This window comes from Nocardioides sp. IC4_145 (assembly GCF_011250565.1).
In the GTDB taxonomy this organism is placed as follows: domain Bacteria; phylum Actinomycetota; class Actinomycetes; order Propionibacteriales; family Nocardioidaceae; genus Nocardioides.
The window spans coordinates 60,400-78,516 of record NZ_JAANMS010000009.1 but is presented as its reverse complement, the minus strand read 5'-3'; the positions used below and the strand labels follow the sequence as shown (position 1 = coordinate 78,516).

The 18,117-nt window shown below is 72.7% G+C and carries 17 protein-coding genes; 6 read left to right on the top strand and 11 right to left on the bottom strand.

Going from position 1 to position 18,117, the window contains the following annotated elements; all coding sequences use genetic code 11:
* Positions 1-78 precede the first annotated feature (78 nt).
* Positions 79-1,176, top strand: coding sequence for an endonuclease/exonuclease/phosphatase family protein (locus G6553_RS06455; protein ID WP_166190261.1), 1,098 nt, complete (start codon positions 79-81; stop codon positions 1,174-1,176).
* Positions 1,177-1,356: 180 nt separating this feature from the next.
* The gene (locus tag G6553_RS06450; RefSeq protein WP_166190259.1) at positions 1,357-2,271 is read left to right on the top strand and encodes a type IV toxin-antitoxin system AbiEi family antitoxin domain-containing protein; all 915 of its coding nucleotides are present in this window, start codon (positions 1,357-1,359) and stop codon (positions 2,269-2,271) included.
* 60 nt (positions 2,272-2,331) lie between these two features.
* Here the strand turns inward: G6553_RS06450 and G6553_RS06445 are convergent, their stop codons facing one another.
* Positions 2,332-3,060, bottom strand: a complete 729-nt coding sequence (locus G6553_RS06445) for a Crp/Fnr family transcriptional regulator (RefSeq protein ID WP_166190257.1) — start codon at positions 3,058-3,060, stop codon at positions 2,332-2,334.
* Positions 3,061-3,205: 145 nt separating this feature from the next.
* Between G6553_RS06445 and nth the strand changes: the two genes are divergently transcribed.
* From nth to G6553_RS06430, 3 genes are read left to right on the top strand one after another with little or no spacing between them, the layout of a single operon-like run.
* Positions 3,206-3,928: an endonuclease III gene (nth, locus tag G6553_RS06440; RefSeq protein WP_347565544.1), complete on the top strand. Its 723-nt coding sequence runs from the start codon at positions 3,206-3,208 to the stop codon at positions 3,926-3,928.
* A complete protein-coding gene (locus G6553_RS06435; protein ID WP_347565543.1) occupies positions 3,925-4,686 on the top strand; it encodes a CoA pyrophosphatase in 762 nt (253 codons plus the stop codon). The genes nth and G6553_RS06435 overlap by 4 nt, the downstream gene beginning before the upstream one ends.
* Entirely contained in the window at positions 4,683-5,873 is a 1,191-nt protein-coding gene (locus G6553_RS06430; RefSeq protein ID WP_166190255.1) for a MarP family serine protease, read from the top strand. The genes G6553_RS06435 and G6553_RS06430 overlap by 4 nt, the downstream gene beginning before the upstream one ends.
* A 49-nt stretch (positions 5,874-5,922) precedes the next feature.
* On the opposite strand, the gene G6553_RS06425 is transcribed toward G6553_RS06430, so the two are convergent.
* The 7 genes from G6553_RS06425 to G6553_RS06395 form a co-directional block, all read right to left on the bottom strand.
* Positions 5,923-6,333 (bottom strand): phage holin family protein, encoded by a 411-nt coding sequence (locus G6553_RS06425; RefSeq protein WP_166190253.1) that lies wholly within the window; start codon positions 6,331-6,333, stop codon positions 5,923-5,925.
* Between the two features lie 62 nt (positions 6,334-6,395).
* A complete protein-coding gene (locus tag G6553_RS06420) occupies positions 6,396-6,785 on the bottom strand; it encodes a monovalent cation/H(+) antiporter subunit G (protein WP_166190251.1) in 390 nt (129 codons plus the stop codon).
* On the bottom strand, positions 6,782-7,042 hold the full coding sequence (locus tag G6553_RS06415; protein ID WP_166190249.1) for a monovalent cation/H+ antiporter complex subunit F: 261 nt from the start codon (positions 7,040-7,042) through the stop codon (positions 6,782-6,784). Before G6553_RS06415 ends, G6553_RS06420 begins: the two co-directional genes overlap by 4 nt.
* Positions 7,039-7,449: a Na+/H+ antiporter subunit E gene (locus tag G6553_RS06410; RefSeq protein WP_166190247.1), complete on the bottom strand. Its 411-nt coding sequence runs from the start codon at positions 7,447-7,449 to the stop codon at positions 7,039-7,041. Before G6553_RS06410 ends, G6553_RS06415 begins: the two co-directional genes overlap by 4 nt.
* On the bottom strand, positions 7,446-8,954 hold the full coding sequence (locus tag G6553_RS06405; protein WP_166190245.1) for a monovalent cation/H+ antiporter subunit D family protein: 1,509 nt from the start codon (positions 8,952-8,954) through the stop codon (positions 7,446-7,448). Before G6553_RS06405 ends, G6553_RS06410 begins: the two co-directional genes overlap by 4 nt.
* Entirely contained in the window at positions 8,951-9,283 is a 333-nt protein-coding gene (locus G6553_RS06400) for a cation:proton antiporter subunit C (RefSeq protein ID WP_166190243.1), read from the bottom strand. Before G6553_RS06400 ends, G6553_RS06405 begins: the two co-directional genes overlap by 4 nt.
* Entirely contained in the window at positions 9,280-12,150 is a 2,871-nt protein-coding gene (locus G6553_RS06395; protein ID WP_166190241.1) for a DUF4040 family protein, read from the bottom strand. Before G6553_RS06395 ends, G6553_RS06400 begins: the two co-directional genes overlap by 4 nt.
* A gap of 205 nt (positions 12,151-12,355) precedes the next feature.
* On the opposite strand from G6553_RS06395, the gene G6553_RS06390 reads away from it, so the two are divergent.
* Positions 12,356-13,498, top strand: a complete 1,143-nt coding sequence (locus G6553_RS06390; RefSeq protein WP_166190239.1) for an alpha/beta hydrolase-fold protein — start codon at positions 12,356-12,358, stop codon at positions 13,496-13,498.
* 177 nt (positions 13,499-13,675) lie between these two features.
* Here the strand turns inward: G6553_RS06390 and acs are convergent, their stop codons facing one another.
* The 3 genes from acs to G6553_RS06375 all read right to left on the bottom strand — a co-directional run bounded on the left by acs (position 13,676) and on the right by G6553_RS06375 (position 17,838).
* Entirely contained in the window at positions 13,676-15,661 is a 1,986-nt protein-coding gene (gene acs / locus G6553_RS06385) for an acetate--CoA ligase (protein ID WP_166190237.1), read from the bottom strand.
* 150 nt (positions 15,662-15,811) lie between these two features.
* Positions 15,812-17,446, bottom strand: coding sequence for a cation acetate symporter (locus G6553_RS06380; protein ID WP_166190236.1), 1,635 nt, complete (start codon positions 17,444-17,446; stop codon positions 15,812-15,814).
* Complete coding sequence (locus tag G6553_RS06375; protein WP_166190234.1) at positions 17,446-17,838, bottom strand: DUF485 domain-containing protein; 393 nt, start codon at positions 17,836-17,838, stop codon at positions 17,446-17,448. The genes G6553_RS06380 and G6553_RS06375 overlap by 1 nt, the downstream gene beginning before the upstream one ends.
* Positions 17,839-18,117 lie beyond the last annotated feature (279 nt).

Sequence of the window (18,117 nt, the reverse complement as noted above, 5' to 3'; positions counted from 1 at the left end):
CCGCCCGCGAGCGGCCGCGCGCTCTGGCACCCTGGCGCCGGTCGGACAGGGACGGACGTGGGCTGGAGGAAGCCGCCGATGCGGGTGCGCACCGTTGTGGGGACGATGCCGCGGCAGGTCCGGGTGATCATGTCGGTGCTGGTCGTGACGGCCGCACTGCTGGTGCCGCTGCTGGCGGTGCCGACGCCGACGTCGCGGGCCGCCGTCGAGGCGGCCGGGCCGCGGGCGACGTACCGGCTCTCGGTGGTGACCGCCAACATCGACGGCGCCGAGCGCGGCCGGGGCGGGGACAAGCTCGGGACCGTGCAACGCGTGCTCCGCGGCAGCGACCCCGACGTCGTGATGCTCCAAGAGGTCTGCTGGAAGCACTTCCGCCGGTTCATCGACGCCAACCGCGCCTGGATCGGGCCGGGGGAGACCTGGCGCGACCACTTCCGGTTCCAGAAGCTGCGTCACCACCCCGGCTGCGCGAGCGGCAAGGGGACCCAGCGGCACGGTCTCGTGCTCGCCTCGCGGCACCGCCTCTCCGGCCTCACCACCCACCGGCTGCCCAACCCGCGCAGCCGCACGCCGCACCGATTCCAGGTGATGTGCGCGAACGTCGCCGTCCGCGGGACGCTCGTCGCGTTCGCCCAGGACGCCGTGCGCGCCTGCACGACCCAGCTCCGGGCCGGCCGCGGTCGCGCCTCGGGGGCGGGCCCGGCCCGGCAGGCACAGGCGGTGGCCGTGCGCCGGGTGCTCGCCCCCGTCGTCGAGCGGGACCGCGCCGCGGTGGTGCTCGGCGGCGACTTCAACGCGGTGCCGCAGAAGGGCACGATGAGCCAGCTCTACCGGCTCTCGCGCCACGGCTGGCTGACCAACCGGCGGGGGCTGTTCTTCGAGGCCGACCAGACCGGTGCGTACGCCTCCCGCCCCGCCGGCCGCGCCGCCGGCCTCGAGCAGATCGTCTGCCGGCTGGCGCCGCGGGTCTGCCGCTGGGGCGAGCCCACCCACCGCTCCCGGGGCCAGGCGCGCAAGCTCGACTACGTCTTCTTCGGCGTCAACCGCGCCCAGCCGGCCGCCACCACCGGCCTCCTCGGCACCCAGCAGCACCTCGGCGGCGACGTCGTCCGCTCCCCCTCGGCCACCCACGAGGTCTACCTCGGCTGGGCCGACCTCGCCCTCGATCTCTCCTGACCCCAGACCGTCGAGTCGTCACCTCTGACGGGCCGAGTTGCCACGTCTGACGGGCCGAGTCCTCACCGCTGGGAGCGGCCCGCGCCGCCTCATGTCCACAGGCGTACGGCGAACGGCGGCCTTCCACAGGTGCGCCCCATCCACGGAGCAGCCCGCCTCTGCAGGCGGCACGGTCCGGGCATGACGATCGTGTGGCCCGACGGGCCGTTCACCCCGGCCGAGCTGATCCACCTCGGCATCACCCCGACCGACCTCCGGCGCGGGCGTGCTGCCGGGGACGTGCGGTCCCCGGCGCGCGGGGTGTTCGTCCCGGCGCACCTGCCCGACACGATCGACCTGCGCGCCCGGGCGATCGCGAAGGTGCTCAGCGAGCACCACGTCGTCACCGACCGGACCGCGGCCTGGCTGCACGGTGTCGACGCCCACGTGGAGGCGGAGCACGAGGACGGACCGCTGATCGAGTCGTGCGCGTTGCGCGGTCACCGGGCTACGAGGCTGGCCGCCGCCGACGGCCGCACCCGGGACCTGGCGCCAGGCGACGTGACGATGCTGCACGGCGTCCGTGTGACCACGCCGTTGCGCACCGCGCTCGACCTCGGCTGCTGTCTGCGGCGGCGTGAGGGGTACGCCGCCATGGTGATGCTGGCGCGGCAGCACGAGCTGACCGCGGCCGACCTCGTGCGGGAGACCGCCCGCTACCGGGGGCGTCGTGGAGTGGTGCAGCTGCGGAGCCTCGCGCCGTTGGTCGACCCACGGCTCGAGTCACCCCGCGAGGCGTGGGTGCTGCTCGAGATCGCCGACGCCGGACTGCCGCTGCCCGAGCCGCAGGTGTGGGTCGAGGTCGACGGCGTGCCGACGTACCGGCTCGACCTCGCCTACCGGCAGCGCCGGGTCTGCGTGGAGTACGACGGGCACGACGCGCACGCGACCGTCGAGCAGCGCCGCTACGACGAGCGTCGCCGGTCGTGGCTGCGCCGCCAGGGGTGGGTCGTCATCGTGGTCCGGAGCGGCGACTTCTCCGGCGCTGCGCTCGACCGGTGGCTCGACGAGCTCCGGCACGAGCTGCGGTCCGGGTACTCGAACCGGCGGTGGTGACGCGACCACTCGACCTGTCGGAAGTGGCGACTCGGCCCGCAGGAGGTGGCGACTCGGCGGTCAGCGGGCGCGGCGGGAGAGCCGCTCGACGTCCATGATGACGACCGAGCGGGGCTCGAGGCGCAGCCAGCCGCGGGAGGCGAAGTCGGCCAGGGCCTTGTTGACCGTCTCGCGGGAGGCGCCGACCAGCTGGGCGAGCTCCTCCTGGGTGAGGTCGTGGTGGACGTGGACGCCGTCGTCGGCGGTGCGGCCGAAGCGGTCGGCGAGGTCGAGCAGCGCCTTGGCGACGCGACCGGGCACGTCGGAGAAGACCAGGTCGGCGACGACGTCGTTGGCCTTGCGCAGCCGGCCGGCGAGCTGGGTGAGCAGGCCGCGGGCGACGACCGGGCGGCCCTCGAGCCAGCGCAGGAGGTCCTCGTGGGAGAGCGAGGCGAACGACGCGTCGGTCACCGCGGTCACCGTCGCCGAGCGCGGGCCCGGGTCGAAGAGCGAGAGCTCGCCGAACATCTGGCCGGGGCCGAGGATCGCGAGGAGGTTCTCGCGGCCGTCGGAGGAGGTGCGGCCGAGCTTCACCTTGCCGTCGAGGACGATGTAGAGCTTGTCGCCCGAGTCGCCCTCGTGGAAGAGCACGTCACCGCGGCGCAGGCGGCTCTCGGACATCGAGGTCCGCAGCGCCGTCGCCGCCTCGTCGTCGAGCGCGCTGAACAGCGGCGCCTGACGAAGTACGTCGTTGTCCACGGGTCCTCCTCCTCGACGGGCCCACCGGGCATGGGCCAGTCCCTGGCGCATCCTACTCAGTGCCGTTGCTCACAAGCACCATCGGCACCGGCGGGTCGGCACGGCCGCACCGCCACCGCACCGCTACCGGACCGCCGCCGGTCCGCCGGTGAGCCGCGGCGCCCCGATGTCGGCGCCGGTCCGTACCCTGGGCGCCGTGCCAGCAGAGCCCGCCGCGACAGCCGAGGAGTCGCCGACCGCGCTCGTGCGGCGTGCCCGCAAGATCGACCGCGTCCTCGCCGAGACCTATCCCGAGGCGCGTTGCGAGCTCGACTTCGCGAACCCCTTCGAGCTGCTCGTGGTCACGGTGCTCAGCGCGCAGACCACCGACCGCCGGGTCAACGCCGCGCGGCCCGCACTGTTCGCGGCGTACCCCGACGCCAAGGCGATGGCTGCCGCCGACCGCGCCCACCTCGAGCAGCTGGTCGGCCCGCTGGGGTTCTTCCGCGCCAAGACCGAGTCGCTGCTCAAGCTGAGCGCCGCGCTGGTGGCCGACCACGGGGGCGAGGTGCCGCCGCGCCTCGACGACCTGGTCAAGCTGCCGGGCGTGGGTCGCAAGACCGCGAACGTCGTCCTCGGCAACGCCTTCGACATCCCGGGCATCACCGTCGACACCCACTTCGGGCGGCTGGTCCGTCGCTTCGGCTGGACCGCCGAGACCGACCCGGTCAAGGTCGAGCACGCCGTCGGCGCGCTGTTCCCGAAGCGCGACTGGACGATGCTCAGCCACCACGTGATCTGGCACGGCCGCCGGATCTGCCACGCGAAGAAGCCGGCGTGCGGTGCCTGCCCGGTCGCGCGCTGGTGCCCGTCGTACGGCGCCGGGCCGACCGACCCCGAGACGGCTGCGGCCCTGGTCAAGACCCAGGGCCCCGCGTGAGCGCCGGGCGGCAGGCACCCGGCTGCCCCGGCACGCCGAGCGACCGCGTGCCGGGCCTGCCGGAGTGGATGCGCCCGGTCGAGGAGGCGGTCGCGGCGATCGAGGCGACCGACCTGACGCGGTACGTCCCGCCGGAGGGCTCCGACGCGCGCCAGGGCGCGGTGCTGATGCTGTTCGCGGAGGGCCCGCGCGGCGGGGAGGTGCTGCTGACCGAGCGCGCTCACGACATGCGCAGCCACCCCGGCCAGGTGTCGTTCCCGGGCGGCTCGATCGACCCGGGCGAGACGGTCGTCGGGGCGGCGCTGCGCGAGGCCGAGGAGGAGATCGGGCTGGTGCCCGACTCGGTCGACGTGGTCGGCTGCCTGCCGCAGCTGTGGCTGCCGCCGAGCAACTTCGCGGTCACGCCGGTCGTCGGCTGGTGGCGCGAGCCGTCCGACGTGAGCGTGGTCAGCCGCGCGGAGGTGCACGCGATCCACCACGCGGCGATCGCGGACCTGGTCGACCCGGAGAACCGGATCACCGTGCGCCACCCGATCGGCTACACCAGCCCCGGCTTCCTGATCGGCCCCGACCGCGACGTCATCCTGTGGGGCTTCACCGGCGGGATCATCGCCCGGCTGTTCGACTTCCTGGGCTGGACCCGGGAGTGGGACGAGTCCCGGGTGCGCGACCTGCCGGCGTACATGCTCGCCGGCGACTCCCGCGTCCAGCGCAACGCCCGCGCCGGCATGCTGGACATCGAGGAGCCCGACCGGTGAACCCGCTCGACTGGCTGCTGGTGCTGCTGGTCCTCGCCTACGCCCTCTCGGGCTACTGGCAGGGCTTCGTCACCGGCGCCTTCGCCACCGCCGGCCTGCTGCTCGGCGGCCTCGCCGGGGTGTGGCTGGCGCCGGTGGCGCTCGGCGACGCGGCGCCGTCGTTGGTAGTCTCGCTCGGGGCGCTGTTCATCGTCATCCTCACCGCCTCGCTCGGCCAGGCGGTGCTGCAGTACGCCGGCGGGCGGATCCGCGACCGGATCACGTGGCAGCCCGCCCGTGCCGTGGACGCGGTCGGCGGCGCGGCGCTCAGCGCGGCGGCCGTCCTGCTCGTCGCCTGGGCGCTGGGCGTGGCGATCTCCGGCTCGGCGATCGCGGGGGTGACCCCGTTGGTCCGCGGCTCGACCGTGCTGGCCGAGGTCGACCGCACCCTGCCGGGCTCGGCCGACAACGTGCTGGAGGCGTTCAACGACGTCGTCGGCACGACGTTCTTCCCCCGCTACCTCGAGCCGTTCGCCCCGGAGCGGATCGTCGAAGTCGGCCCGGGCCCGAAGCGTCTCCTGCGCGACCCGGACGTCGAGGCCGCCCGCGAGAGCGTGCTGAAGATCCGCGGCACCAACGCCTGCGGTCGGGGCATCGAGGGGACCGGCTTCCTCTACGCGCAGGGCCAGGACGGGGAGGGCCGGATGATGACCAACGCGCACGTCGTCGCCGGCGTCGCGGACCCGGAGGTCGAGCTCGGCGACGAGTCGGTCCCCGCCGACGTCGTCTACTACAACGCCGACCTCGACGTCGCCGTGCTGTCGCTGGACAGCGGGGGCCGCCGCTCGCTGGCCTTCGACCAGGGCGCGCAGCCGGAGGACGGGGTGGCGATCCTGGGCTACCCGCAGGACGGCCCCTACCACGTGAGCGCCGGCCGGATCCGCTCCGAGCAGCGGCTGCGATCACCCAACATCTACGGCGACGGCACGGTCATCCGCGAGGTCTACTCGTTGCGCGGCCTGGTCCGCCCCGGGAACTCCGGTGGCCCGATCGTCTCGTCCGGTGGTGACGTCGTCGGTGTCGTCTTCGCGGCCTCGGTCACCGACCAGGACACCGGCTACGCGCTGACCGCGGAGCAGGTCGAGGAGCCCCGCCGGATCGGCATCGCCAACACCGAGGAGGTCTCGACCGGCGACTGCGCCGGTTGAGCGTCCGGCCGCTCCGGCAGGCGCAGCCGACGACTGGTCGGTCAGCGGGTCAGGACTGGCCCTTCAGCGCGCGGGGGATCTCCCGGCCCTGCTCGATGGCCTTCTCCGGGGCGCGGACCTGCTTGACCTTCTTCAGGCCGATGAAGCCGAGGAGCCCGGCGAGCAGGAGGTAGAACCCGAAGACGATGAGGAAGGCCCAGTGCAGCTCGAGGCCCTTGTCGTCCCAGTGGATGAAGTAGGCGATCGCGACCGACAGCATGATGATCGCGAGCACGGCGAGGAAGCCGGCCGCGGCGAAGAGCCCGATGCCGATGCCGCCGGCCTTGACGCTGACCTTGAGCTCGGACTTGGCGAGCTCGATCTCTTTCGAGACCAGCGTCGAGATGTCGCGGCTCGCGTCGGCGACGAGGCGACCGATGGTGGGGTCCCCCTCCTGGGGCGGCCGGACCGGATGCGACATGCGTTCGTTCCCCTTGCGTCGAGATGTGGGTCTGACCCTACAGAACCCCTTGCGGGCCCAGGTCAGTCCTGCGGGCGGTCGGGTGCGGTGCCGGGTCGGTCGGGGTCCGCGCCGAGGGCGTCGGCGATCGTCCGGGGGTCGAGCTCGCGCTGGGTGCGGTACGCCGCTCGGCCCAGCATGTTGCTCGCCACCGACGAGACGACGAGCGAGGCGGCGATCGCGAGCACCGCCTTCAGGCCGTCGAGCACCGTGAGGTCGCCGCGGGCCAGCTCGTGCACGGCCGCGCCGAGGATGATCAGCGGCAGCCCCGCCCCGGTCGCCGGGCTGAGGTTGTTGACCCGGCTGACCGCGTCGCGGGCCCGCAGCATGCCCAGCGCGGTGACGAGGAAGAAGAGCGATCCCGTCACCAGGAGCACGCCGCCGGCCAGGGCGCCGGCGTCCCCGGAGCTCATCGCGCGCCCCGCGTGAGCATGCGGGAGAAGGCGGCCGTGGCCAGGATCCCGCACAGCGTCCCGAGGAGGACGACGTCGAAGAGCACGCTCGTCTCGCGGAGCACGCCGGTGACCACGAAGATCGCGATGGCGCAGAAGAACAGCAGGTCGCCGACGACGGCGCGGGTGGCGTCGTCGGGCCCGCGCGCGATGCGCACGGTCCCGAGGACCGAGGACACCACGAGGACGGCGATCGCGATCGCAGCCAGTGCGGTCATGGGAGGGTTCCTTCCTCGTGGGTGCCGTCCCGCCGGGGGCCGCGACGTCCGTGCCTCGTGCCGCGGGTGGCGTCCAGCAGCCGGTCCCGCATCTCCTCCAGCCCCGCGACGAGGGCGGCCCCGTCCTCACCGAAGAGTCCCTGCACGTACGCCGCCGCCGGACCGTGCTCGTCGGCCGGTGCGACAGCGAGGACCAGGGTGCCGGGCGTGATCGTGATCGAGCTGGTGAGCAGGGTGATCTCCACGTCGCCCATGCCCGCCAGGGAGAGCTTGACGATCCGCGGGCGCTGCGTGGAGCCCGGGGTGCCCACGTCGCGGGCCAGCGTCAGCGTGGAGGCGACGAGCTGTCCGACGAGCCACGGTCCGAAGCGGAGCAGCACGCGCAGGGTCGCGGTCAGGGCGTTCACCGGCCGGTCACCTCCGCGGCGTACCGGGAGACGTCCAGCAGGCCGTCGGCGGCGTCCACCGCCAGGTCCCACGCGGGGCCGGGGACGAGGAAGAGGCCGAGCGACGCGACGAGGAGGACGGTCGAGGGCAGCACCAGCCGCCGCGGTGCGCGGGTGCCGGGGGGCACGTCGATCGGGTCGGTGTCGGTGCTGCCCCGCGACGGCATCTCCTCCAGCGACGGGCCCCAGAACACCTCGCGCCACAGCCGCAGCATCGCGACCAGGGCGCCGATGCTGGCCACCACGACGACCACCAGCACGACGACCCGCTCGGGGGCGTCGAGCGCGGCGGCGGCGCGGACGATGCCGACCTTGCCGAAGAAGCCCGACGACGGCGGGAACCCGACGAGCGACAGCAGCGCCAGCGCCGTGCCGGTCGCCAGGAGCGGCTCGCGTCGCATCAACCCCGAGATCCGCACGAACTGCCCGCTGCGGTAGGTCTGCTCGATCGCAGCGGCGGCGAGCAGGAGCGAGCCCATCACCAGGATGTGGTGGACCATGTAGAACAGGCCGGCGGCCAGGCCGAGCCGGCTGCCGATGGCCAGCCCGAGCAGGATGTAGCCGACGCCGGCCACCATCTGCCACGACAGGCTGCGCCGGATGACCTTCTCGCCGAGCGAGCCGTAGGAGCCGACCAGCATCGTCAGCAGGGCGAGCCCGAGCGCCAGCAGCGTCCAGTCCGGTGCGCCGTCGAGCACGACGCTGTGGATGCGGTAGATCGCGTAGATCGCCACCTTGGTGTGGAGGGCGGAGAACAACGCCATCACCGTGCCCGAGGTCGCCGGGTAGGCCCGCGGCAGCCACCCGTGCATCGGCACGACCCCGGCCTTGACCGTCAGCGCCAGCAGCACGACTGCGACCGCCAGGACGAACCGGGGGTCGTCGTGGTCCGCGTCGGCGAGCACGGCCATGTTGACCGAGCCGGCGACGCCGTAGACCAGGCCGACGCCCACGAGGAAGATCGTGGAGGTCAGCAGGTTGACCACGACGAACAGCCGGCCGATCCCGAGCCGGCGCCAGGTGCCGGTCATCGCGATCAGGGCGTACGACGGCAGCAGCATGACCTCGACGAAGACGAAGAGGTTGAACAGGTCACCGGTCAGCAGCGCGCCGTTCACACCGGCGGTCAGCATCAGCGCCAGGCTGGGGAAGAACCGCAGCCGGGCGTCGCCGCCCAGCACGGCGTACGCCACGCAGACGGCGCTGGTGAGCCCGGTGACCGTGAGCATCACGGCGGAGAGCGTGTCGGAGACCAGGGGGATCGCGATCCCCGGCACGAACGCGCCGACCTGGTGCACCAGCACGGGGTTCTCGGCGTGCTCGACGAGCAGCGCGACCGCACCCGCGGTGCTCACCAGGGGCGTCGCGACGAGGACGGCCCGGGCCAGGCGCGGCGGGAGCACGACGGCGAGCGCCGCGGCCGCCAGCGGGACGGCGACGAAGAACGGGAGGACGGCGCCGGTCATCCGTGGTGGTCCTCTCCGGTGTCGGGCATCTGGTAGGTGTCGTCGTCGCCGCCGATGCGCGCCAGCGCGAGCATCAGGACGGTGACGGCGAGCGTGATGACGATGGCGGTCAGGACGAACGCCATCGGCAGCGGGTCGGCGCTGCGGGAGGCGCCCTCGGTGCCGAGCGGCTCGGTACGCCAGGCGGAGACGCCGGCGGCGAGCAGCATCAGGTTCGCCCCGTGGCTGAGGAGGGTGATCCCGAAGATGATCCGGACCAGGCCGGCCTGGAGCATCAGGTAGGTACCGCCGGCGACCAGCACGGCGACCGTCAGGGGCAGGACACTCATGCGCGCTCCTCCTGGGCCGACGCGTGCTCGGCGTGCGACGGAGCCGGTGTCCCCGGTCCGGTGGTGCGGTGCTCGACCGCGGCGGCGCCGAGCCGGTCGAAGGCGACCATGACGAGCCCGAGCACCGCGGCGTACACCCCCACGTCGAAGAGCATCGAGGTGCTGACGTGCACTCCGCCGACGTAGCCGTGGAGGGGCTCGAGGAAGGAGGAGTGCGCGTAGCCGATGAGGCCGGTGCCGAGCGCGGTGAGCACGCCGCCGGCGATCAGTCCGAGGTGCAGTCCCGGCCGGGCGACCGGCCGGTCCTCGGGCCGCGCGAGGTAGACCAGCGCGACGGCCGCCGAGGCCACGAGGGCCGCGATGAACCCGCCGCCGGGTTCGTTGTGCCCGCGCCAGAAGATCAGCGCGGAGAGCAGGACCAGGCCGGGGGTCAGCAGGCGCAGCAGCAGCTGCATGGCGCGCAGGTTGCTCGCCGGGTCGGCGAGCGCCCGGGCGGCCTGCGGGTCCTGCGGTGCCGCGTCGGGGCTCGGGCGGAGCTCGGCCGGTGCGGCACCGTCCTCCGAGCGCCGGTCCGGGACCGTGGCGAGGACCGCGACGATCGCGACCCCGGCGAGCCCCAGGACGGCCAGCTCGCCGAGCGTGTCGAGGGCGCGGAACTCGACCAGGATGACGTTGACCAGGTTGTCGCCGCCGGTCACCTCGGTCCCCTCGTCGATGAAGTAGCGCGCGGGCCCCGACTGCTCGCGACGACCGGTCAGCAGCCAGGTCGCCCCGCCGGCGGCCGCTCCGAGCAGGAGCGCGAGCACCACGGGACCGGGTCGGCGGCTGTGCCGGCGGTGACCGAAGCCCGCGGGCAGGCCGCGGAGGACGAGCATGATGACGGTGACCGTCAGGACCTCGACCATCAGCTGGGTCAGTCCCACGTCGGGTGCGCCGAGGGCGAACAGCTGCACGGTGACGGCGATGCCGACGCCACCCAGGTAGACCGTGGCCGCGATCCGCGACTGCGCCAGGCACACGCCGGCGACGCCCAGCGCGACCAGCACGAGGAGCGCGGCGTCGATCGGCCGGCCGAGGTCGGGCTGGGCTGCGGGCACGTCCGTGCCGAGCGTGACGGCGAGCGTGCCCGCCCCGAGCAGGAGGGTGAGCACCACGAGGATCGGGCCGACGTGGCGGCCGGGGTGGTCCGCCGTCACGAGCCGGGCCAGCCAGGACCCGCCGCGGGTCGCCCCGCGCACCGCCTGCTCGATGAGCTGGACGCCGCTGCGGGGGAGCAGGTCGCGCTCGAGCCGCGGCCGCAGCCAGCGGCGTCGGCTCACGACGAGCGTCCCGCCGAGGACGACGACGGCGGTCGCGAGGAGCTCGGGGGTGATGCCGTGCCACAGGTGCAGGGCGTAGCCGCCGCCGTCGCTGATGGCGCTGACCGCACGGTCCACCGGCGGGTCGAGCACCCAGACGGCCAGCGCCAGGGGCAGGCCGGCCCAGATCGGCAGCATGGCGGGGACCAGCAGGGCGGGCCCGGCCTCGCGGACCTCGGGGACCGAGCAGTCCTCGAGCTCCCGCTCGCCGTCGACGAACGCGCCCAGCACGATCTTGGCGCAGTAGGCAAAGGTCAGCACGGCGCCGGCGGCGGCCGCCGCGAAGGCCACCGGCCCGGTCCAGGCAGGTCCGGGCGCGTCCAGCATCGAGCCGAGGACCATCTCCTTGCTGACGAAACCGAGCAGCGGCGGGAGACCGGCCATGGCGCCGGCGCCGGCGATGACGGTCGCGAAGCTCCACGGCATCACCCGCCACAGCGGGGGCAGGCGGCGTACGTCGCGGGTCCCCGTCTGGTGGTCGACGATGCCGACCATCATGAACAGGCCGGACTTGAACAGCGCGTGGGCGATCGTGTGGAGGACGGCGGCGGTCAGCGCCTTCGGCGTGCCCACGCCGATGGCGGCGGTGATCAGGCCGAGCTGGCTGACCGTGGAGTAGGCCATCAGCCTCTTGAGGTCGGTCTGCCCCAGGGCGAAGAGGGCCGCCATCGCCGCGGTGAACAGGCCGGTCGTGATGAGCAGCGCGTTCCAGGCCGGCACCGAGGAGAAAGCCTCGGAGAAGCGCAGCATCAGGTAGATGCCGGCCTTCACCACCGCTGCGGCGTGGAGGTAGGCGCTGACCGGCGTGGCCGCGGCCATCGCGTCCGGCAACCAGGGGTGGAAGGGGAACTGGGCCGCCTTGGTGAAGCCGCTGACCGCCACCAGCAGGGCGACCGTCGTGGTCAGCGCCCCGTTCTCCTGCCAGACGGGGGAGGCCAGCGCCTCGGAGAGGCTGGTGGTGCCGGTGGCGACGATCATCAGCACGACCGCCACGAGCAGGGTCAGTCCGCCGACGAAGGTGATGAGCAGCGTGCGCGTCGACGCGGCCTCGCCGCCCGAGCCGGAGCGCGCGATCAGCAGGAACGATGCGAGGGAGGTGATCTCCCAGCACAGGAAGACCAGCACCAGGTCGTCGGCCAGGACCAGGCCCACCATGCCCAGCGCGAAGACGGTCATCCACAGGTAGAAGCCGAGCTGCCGGCCCGGCGACAGGTACGCCGCCGAGTAGGCGAGCACCGCGGCGCCGATGACCAGCGCGATCATCACGAAGACCAGGCCGAGCCCGTCGAGGCGCAGCGCCAGGTCCACGTCGAGCTGCGGGACCCACGCCCGCGACCAGGTGACCTCCTCGCCGCGCAGCACGTCGCGACCCGCCGGGACGAGGGCGGCAGCTAGGCCCAGGAAGACCGCGGCCAGCACCCACCCCGTCCGGCGGCCGAGCGCGAGCGTCATCGGCACGACCAGCACCGGTACGGCGGCGAGCGCCACCAGGAGCAGCAGGACCGTCACCGGACGTCGTCCGTCGGCGTCGGCATCCGTCGCGGCGCTCGTGGCGTGCGCGGGCCGCGGGACGGCCGGTCGGGCATGGGCCGGCAGGGCATGGAGATCCTTCGAGGGGTCGGCAGCAGGACTGCCGACCAGACTTCCCGGCGCACCGGCTCCAGCCTAGAGGGCGGTCCGTGACCTCGGTGCCCCCGCCGTCGTTGCCCCAGTCGTGAATCCCGTCGCGAACGCTCGACCCCGGCCCCCGCGCCGCACCCTCGCCGCTCTGGTCGGCTCCGTCGTGCTCGCGCTGGCCGCGCTGGTGGCCGCCGGCGGCGGCACCTCCGCGGCGGCCGACACCGGGGACGACGTCCATGTCGAGAAGACGACGACCCAGACCGGCACGTCGGGGTCGTCGTGGCAGTCCTTCCTCGACCTGATGCTCGTGCCCTCGATGCCGACGAGCTACCAGCCCGCCGACGAGTCGCCGGGCGCAGACGGTCCGCGGGCCTGCCCGCCGTCGCGCTGCCGCGACTTCCGAGTGCCGGTCCCCTCGGACGTGAGGGTCACCAGCAATATGGTGCGCGTCCTCTTCCCGACCGGCTACCAGGCCAAGAAGAACAGGAAGAAGCGCTACCCGGTCGTCTACCTCTTCAACGGCGCCCGCAGCCCGTACATCCGCTGGAGCGTCGGCACCGAGCTCACCGCCGTCACCAAGCCGCTCAAGGCGATCTTCGTGATGCCCGAGGGCGGCATCGGCGACGAGGCCGGGATGTTCAGCGACTGGAAGGACGGCTCCTGGCAGTGGGAGACCTTCCACACCGAGGTCCTCACCCGCTGGGTGGACCGGAAGTTCCGCACGACCGGCAAGCGCGCCGCTGTCGGCGCCTCGATGGGCGGCCTCGGTGCACTCATCTACCCGGCGCGGCACCCCGGCCTCTACCAGGCGGCGTTCACGCTGTCCGGCGCCGTCGACACCAACCTGATGGTCGCCAACGTCCTGCCGCCGGAGATCGCCAAGGCGATCGGCGTCAGCCCGCCGAACCTGCTCCGCGTCTGGGGCAACCCGGTGCTCGAGCGGGCCACCTGGGACGCGCACAACCCGGTCTCGCTCGCGCCGAGGCTCAAGGGTGTCGAGCTCTTCGTCGCGGCCGGCACCGGCTCGATGAGCACCGCCAGCGAGACGACCGACCCGCTGCACACGGGCTACACCGAGCAGCTGATGTGGACCGGCCACCGCTCGTTCCTCGGCGCCCTCACCCGGGCCGGCGTGCCGTACTCCGCGTGGATCCGCCAGGGCGGCGTCCACAACTGGCCGTGGTTCGACGCGCCGCTGCGGTGGGGGCTGCCGAAGGTCGTCGCCGCGCTGCGGTGAGCCGGTACGCCGTACCCACCGGGGTCGCGCGCAGGCTGCGGCGCCGCGGTGGCCGGTCGGGGGAGTCGGGGTAGTAACGGACGAAAATGACCGTCGGCGGGGTAGTCACGGACGTTCCTGACCGTTACTACCCCGCCGACCGGTCCTCGGACGAGGGCGAGCGCGAGCGGGCGACCGTCAGTCGTCGCCGCCCTTGCCGGACGTGAGCTTGCCGGAGATCAGGTCCATGACGGTGGAGTCGGCGAGCGTGGTGACGTCGCCGACCTCCCGGTGCTCGGCCACGTCGCGGAGCAGACGCCGCATGATCTTGCCCGAGCGGGTCTTGGGCAGCTCGGGGACGACCATCACCTGGCGCGGCTTGGCGATCGCGCCGATCTCCTTGCGCACGTGGTTGCGCAGCTCCTCGACGATGTCCTCGCCGCCGTCGCCGGCCTCGTCGCGGAGGATGACGAAGGCGCAGACCGCCTGGCCGGTGTCCTCGTCCTTGGCGCCCACGACCGCGGCCTCGGCGACCTTCGGGTGGGAGACGAGCGCGGACTCGATCTCGGTGGTGGAGAGCCGGTGGCCGGAGACGTTCATGACGTCGTCGACGCGGCCGAGGACCCACAGGTCGCCGTCGGTGTCCTTCTTGGCGCCGTCGCCGGCGAAGTACCAGCCCTGGTCGGCGTAGCGCGACCAGTAGGTGTCCTTGAACCGCTGGTCGTCGCCCCAGATCGTGCGGAGCATCGAGGGCCACGGCTCGGTGAGCACGAGGTAGCCGCCGGAACCGTTCGGGACCGACTCGCCCTCCTCGGTGACGACGTCGGCGGCGACGCCGGGGATCGGGATCATCGCCGAGCCGGGCTTGCCCGCGGTGACGCCGGGCAGCGGGCTGATCATGATCGCGCCGGTCTCGGTCTGCCACCAGGTGTCGACGACCGGGGTGCGGTCGCCGCCGATGACCTGGCGGTACCAGACGTAGGCCTCCGGGTTGATCGGCTCACCGACCGACCCCAGCACGCGCAGCGACGACAGGTCACGGGCGTCGGGGATCTCGCGGCCCTGCTTCATGAACGAGCGGATCGCGGTGGGCGCGGTGTAGAAGATCGTGACGCCGTACTCCTCGATGACCTGCCACCAGCGGCCCTTCTCCGGGGAGTCGGGCGTGCCCTCGTAGAGCACCTGCGTGGCGCCGTTCGCGAGCGGGCCGTAGACGATGTAGGAGTGGCCGGTCACCCAGCCGATGTCGGCGGTGCACCAGTAGACGTCGGTCTCGGGCTTGAGGTCGAAGACCGCCCAGTGGGTGTAGGCGCAGCCGGTGAGGTAGCCGCCGGTGGTGTGCAGGATGCCCTTGGGCTTGCCGGTGGTGCCGGAGGTGTACATGACGTAGAGCGGGTGCTCGGAGTCGAACGCCTGCCACTGGTGCTCGGTCGGGGCCTCGGCCACGGTGTCGTGCCACCAGACGTCGACGGAGTCGTCCCAGTCGACCTCCTGGCCGGTGCGCTTGACGACGAGCACCTTCTCGACGGTGTGCCCGTCGCGCTCGGCGGCCTTGGCGCGGGCCTCGTCGACCGCGGGCTTCAACGCCGAGGGAGCGCCGCGGCGGTAGCCGCCGTCGGCGGTCACCACGACCTTCGCCTGGCAGTCGACGACCCGGGAGGCGAGCGCGTCGGAGGAGAAGCCGCCGAAGACGACCGTGTGCGGGGCACCGATCCGCGCGCAGGCGAGCATCGTGACGATCGCCTCGGGGATCATCGGCATGTAGATCGCGACCCGGTCGCCGGCGCCGACACCGAGGTCGGTCAGCGCGTTCGCGGCCTGGCTGACCTCGGCCTGCAGCTCGGCGTAGGTGATGGAGCGCTTGTCGTCGACCGGCTCACCGACCCAGTGGATCGCGACCTTGTCGCCGTTGCCGGCCTCGACGTGCCGGTCCACGCAGTTGTACGCCGCGTTGAGCTCGCCGCCGACGTACCACTTCGCGAACGGGGGATTGCTCCAGTCGAGCACCTGGTCCCACTTCTTGGTCCACGTCAGCCGCTCGGCCTGCTCGGCCCAGAAGCCCTCCCGGTCCTCGGCGGCCCGGGCGTAGGCCTCCTCGGTGAGGTTGGCGTTCGCGGCGAGCTCGGCGGGCGGCTCGAACCGACGGTCCTCCTTGAGGAGGTTGGACAGGGTCTCTTCGCTCATCTTCAAGCTCCTGGTCGTCCGGCGGGGGTGGCCCCCGCCACAGTAGTGAAGGTCGTGTGCCCCAGCACGCGGCGCTGCGCGTCCTGGGGCACACGACCCGGGGGTGGCCCCAGTGGCTGGCTCAGTGGCTGGCTCAGCCGCTGGCCGGGGTCAGTGCTGCACGGCCTGCTCGGCGCCGGCGCCGGTGAGCGCGCGGACCTCGAGCTCGGTGTAGCGGTCCTCCGCAGCCGGCTCGCGGCTGGTGACGGTGCCGAGCCAGCCGAAGAAGAAGCCGAGCGGGATCGAGACGATGCCCGGGTTCTCCAGCGGGAACCACGAGATGTCGATGCTGGTCGGCAGCAGCGACAGGTTCTTGCCGGTCGGGTCCTCGCCCTTGCCCGAGACGACCGGCGAGAAGATCACCAGGCCCACGGCGGAGATGAGGCCGCCGTAGATGCTCCACAGCGCGCCGCGGGTGTTGAACCGGCGCCAGAACATGTTGTAGATGATCGTCGGCAGGTTCGCCGAGGCGGCGACCGCGAAGGCCAGCGCCACGAGGAAGGCGATGTTGAGGCTCTGCGCCGGGATCGCCAGCAGGATCGAGACCAGGCCGATGCCGGCGGCCGCGAAGCGGGTCACCTTGATCTCCTGCTCCTCGGTCGCGGTGCCGTTCTTCATGACCGAGTTGTAGATGTCGTGTGCCACCGACGCCGACGAGGTCAGGGTCAGGCCCGCCACGACCGCGAGGATCGTCGCGAACGCGACCGCCGCGATCAGCGCCAGCAGGATCGCGCCGCCCGTGGACCCGGCGCCGCCACCGACGGACTCGGCGAGCAGCGGAGCGGCCAGGTTGCCGGAGGCGTCCAGCTCGCCGGACTCCCGCAGGCCCGGGATGTCCAGGAGCGCCGCCGCGCCGAAGCCGAGCACCAGCGTGAACAGGTAGAACACGCCGATCAGCCCGATCGCCCACAGGACCGACTTCCGCGCGTCGCGGGAGGTCGGGACGGTGTAGAAGCGGATCAGGATGTGCGGCAGGCCGGCGGTGCCGAGGACCAGCGCGAGGCCCAGGCTGATGAAGTCGATCTTGCTGGTGGCGCTCACGCCGTACTTCAGGCCCGGCTCGAGGAACGCCGAGCCCTGGCCGGAGCTGCTGGCGGCGGCGCCCAGGAGCTCGGAGAGGTTGAAGTCGAACTTCGCGAGCACCAGCACGACGATGAGCGCCGAGCCGGTCATCAGCAGGATCGCCTTGACGATCTGCACCCAGGTGGTGCCCTTCATGCCGCCGACGGTGACGTAGAAGATCATCAGCGCGCCGACGCCGAAGATGACGATGTTCTTGACCGCCTGGTCGTCGACGCCGAGCAGCAGCGCGACCAGCGCGCCCGCGCCGACCATCTGCGCGAGCAGGTAGAAGATCGACACCACGACGGTCGAGGTCGCCGCCGCCATGCGCACCGGGCGCTGGCGCATGCGGAACGCCAGCTGGTCGGCCATCGTGTAGCGGCCGGAGTTGCGCAGCATCTCCGCCACCAGCAGCAGCGCGACCAGCCAGGCGACCAGGAAGCCGATCGAGTAGAGGAAGCCGTCGTAGCCCGACAGCGCGATCGCGCCCGAGATGCCGAGGAACGACGCCGCGGACATGTAGTCGCCGCCGATGGCCAGGCCGTTCTGCACCGGGCTGAACGAGCGGCCGCCTGCGTAGAAGTCGTTCGTGCCCGACGTCTGCCGGCTGGCCCAGAAGGTGATGCCGACCGTCAGCGCGACGACGGCGAGGAACAGGATCGTGGTGAGCACCTGGTCGTCCATCAGGCGGACCCTCCCTCGTGGTGGCGGCGCGGCGAGTGGGTGCCGTGCTGCTTGACGTACTCGTCGTTGAGCTGGCGGGCCAGCGGGTCGAGCTTGCTCTCGGAGTAGCGGGCGTAGAGGAAAGCCAGGCCGAACGTCGTCACGAACTGCAGCAGCCCGAAGACCAGGGCGACGTTGATGTTGCCGATGACCTTGGTGTTCATGAAGTCGCCGGCGTAGTTCGACATCAGGACGTACAGCAGGTACCAGACGAGGAACGCGGCGGTCGCCGGGAGCACGAAGCCCCGGTAGCGCTTGCGCAGCTCGTGGAACTCGGGTGCGGCGGACAGCTGGTCGTAGACCGGGTCGTGGCGGCTCGCCTGCTCCGGCACGTCGGGTGGCGGTGTGGTCACCGGTGACCCCTTCCGTGGGCTTCGTGTGGTCGACGGTGTGATCGGCGTCACCGTAGGAGTGCGCGCGGGCACGCCGGCAGGGCCGCGCGCGGGCACGTCGCCGAGCGGCGAGCGCTCGTCGGTGAGCGGTCGTTCCGGCGCGACGAACGGTCGTGCCTCGGCTGGTCCCGGGACTGGTGCCGGGGTAGTCCGTGACGTTCGGCAGGCGCTGGTGGCCGACCGGCCTGCGAAACGTCACGGACTACGCCCCCGGCCGGCGCGGGCCTGTGGACACGCGGT

Coding starts and splice junctions, on each gene's coding strand:
- G6553_RS06380 (WP_166190236.1), bottom strand. CDS start 17,446: ATGGACGACCAGGTGCTCACCACGATCCTGTTCCTCGCCGTCGTCGCG.
- G6553_RS06415 (WP_166190249.1), bottom strand. CDS start 7,042: ATGACCGCACTGGCTGCGATCGCGATCGCCGTCCTCGTGGTGTCCTCG.
- G6553_RS06405 (WP_166190245.1), bottom strand. CDS start 8,954: ATGACCGGCGCCGTCCTCCCGTTCTTCGTCGCCGTCCCGCTGGCGGCC.
- G6553_RS06450 (WP_166190259.1), top strand. CDS start 1,357: ATGACGATCGTGTGGCCCGACGGGCCGTTCACCCCGGCCGAGCTGATC.
- G6553_RS06445 (WP_166190257.1), bottom strand. CDS start 3,060: ATGCGCCAGGGACTGGCCCATGCCCGGTGGGCCCGTCGAGGAGGAGGA.
- G6553_RS06425 (WP_166190253.1), bottom strand. CDS start 6,333: ATGTCGCATCCGGTCCGGCCGCCCCAGGAGGGGGACCCCACCATCGGT.
- acs (WP_166190237.1), bottom strand. CDS start 15,661: ATGAGCGAAGAGACCCTGTCCAACCTCCTCAAGGAGGACCGTCGGTTC.
- G6553_RS06400 (WP_166190243.1), bottom strand. CDS start 9,283: ATGAGTGTCCTGCCCCTGACGGTCGCCGTGCTGGTCGCCGGCGGTACC.
- G6553_RS06455 (WP_166190261.1), top strand. CDS start 79: ATGCGGGTGCGCACCGTTGTGGGGACGATGCCGCGGCAGGTCCGGGTG.
- G6553_RS06420 (WP_166190251.1), bottom strand. CDS start 6,785: ATGAGCTCCGGGGACGCCGGCGCCCTGGCCGGCGGCGTGCTCCTGGTG.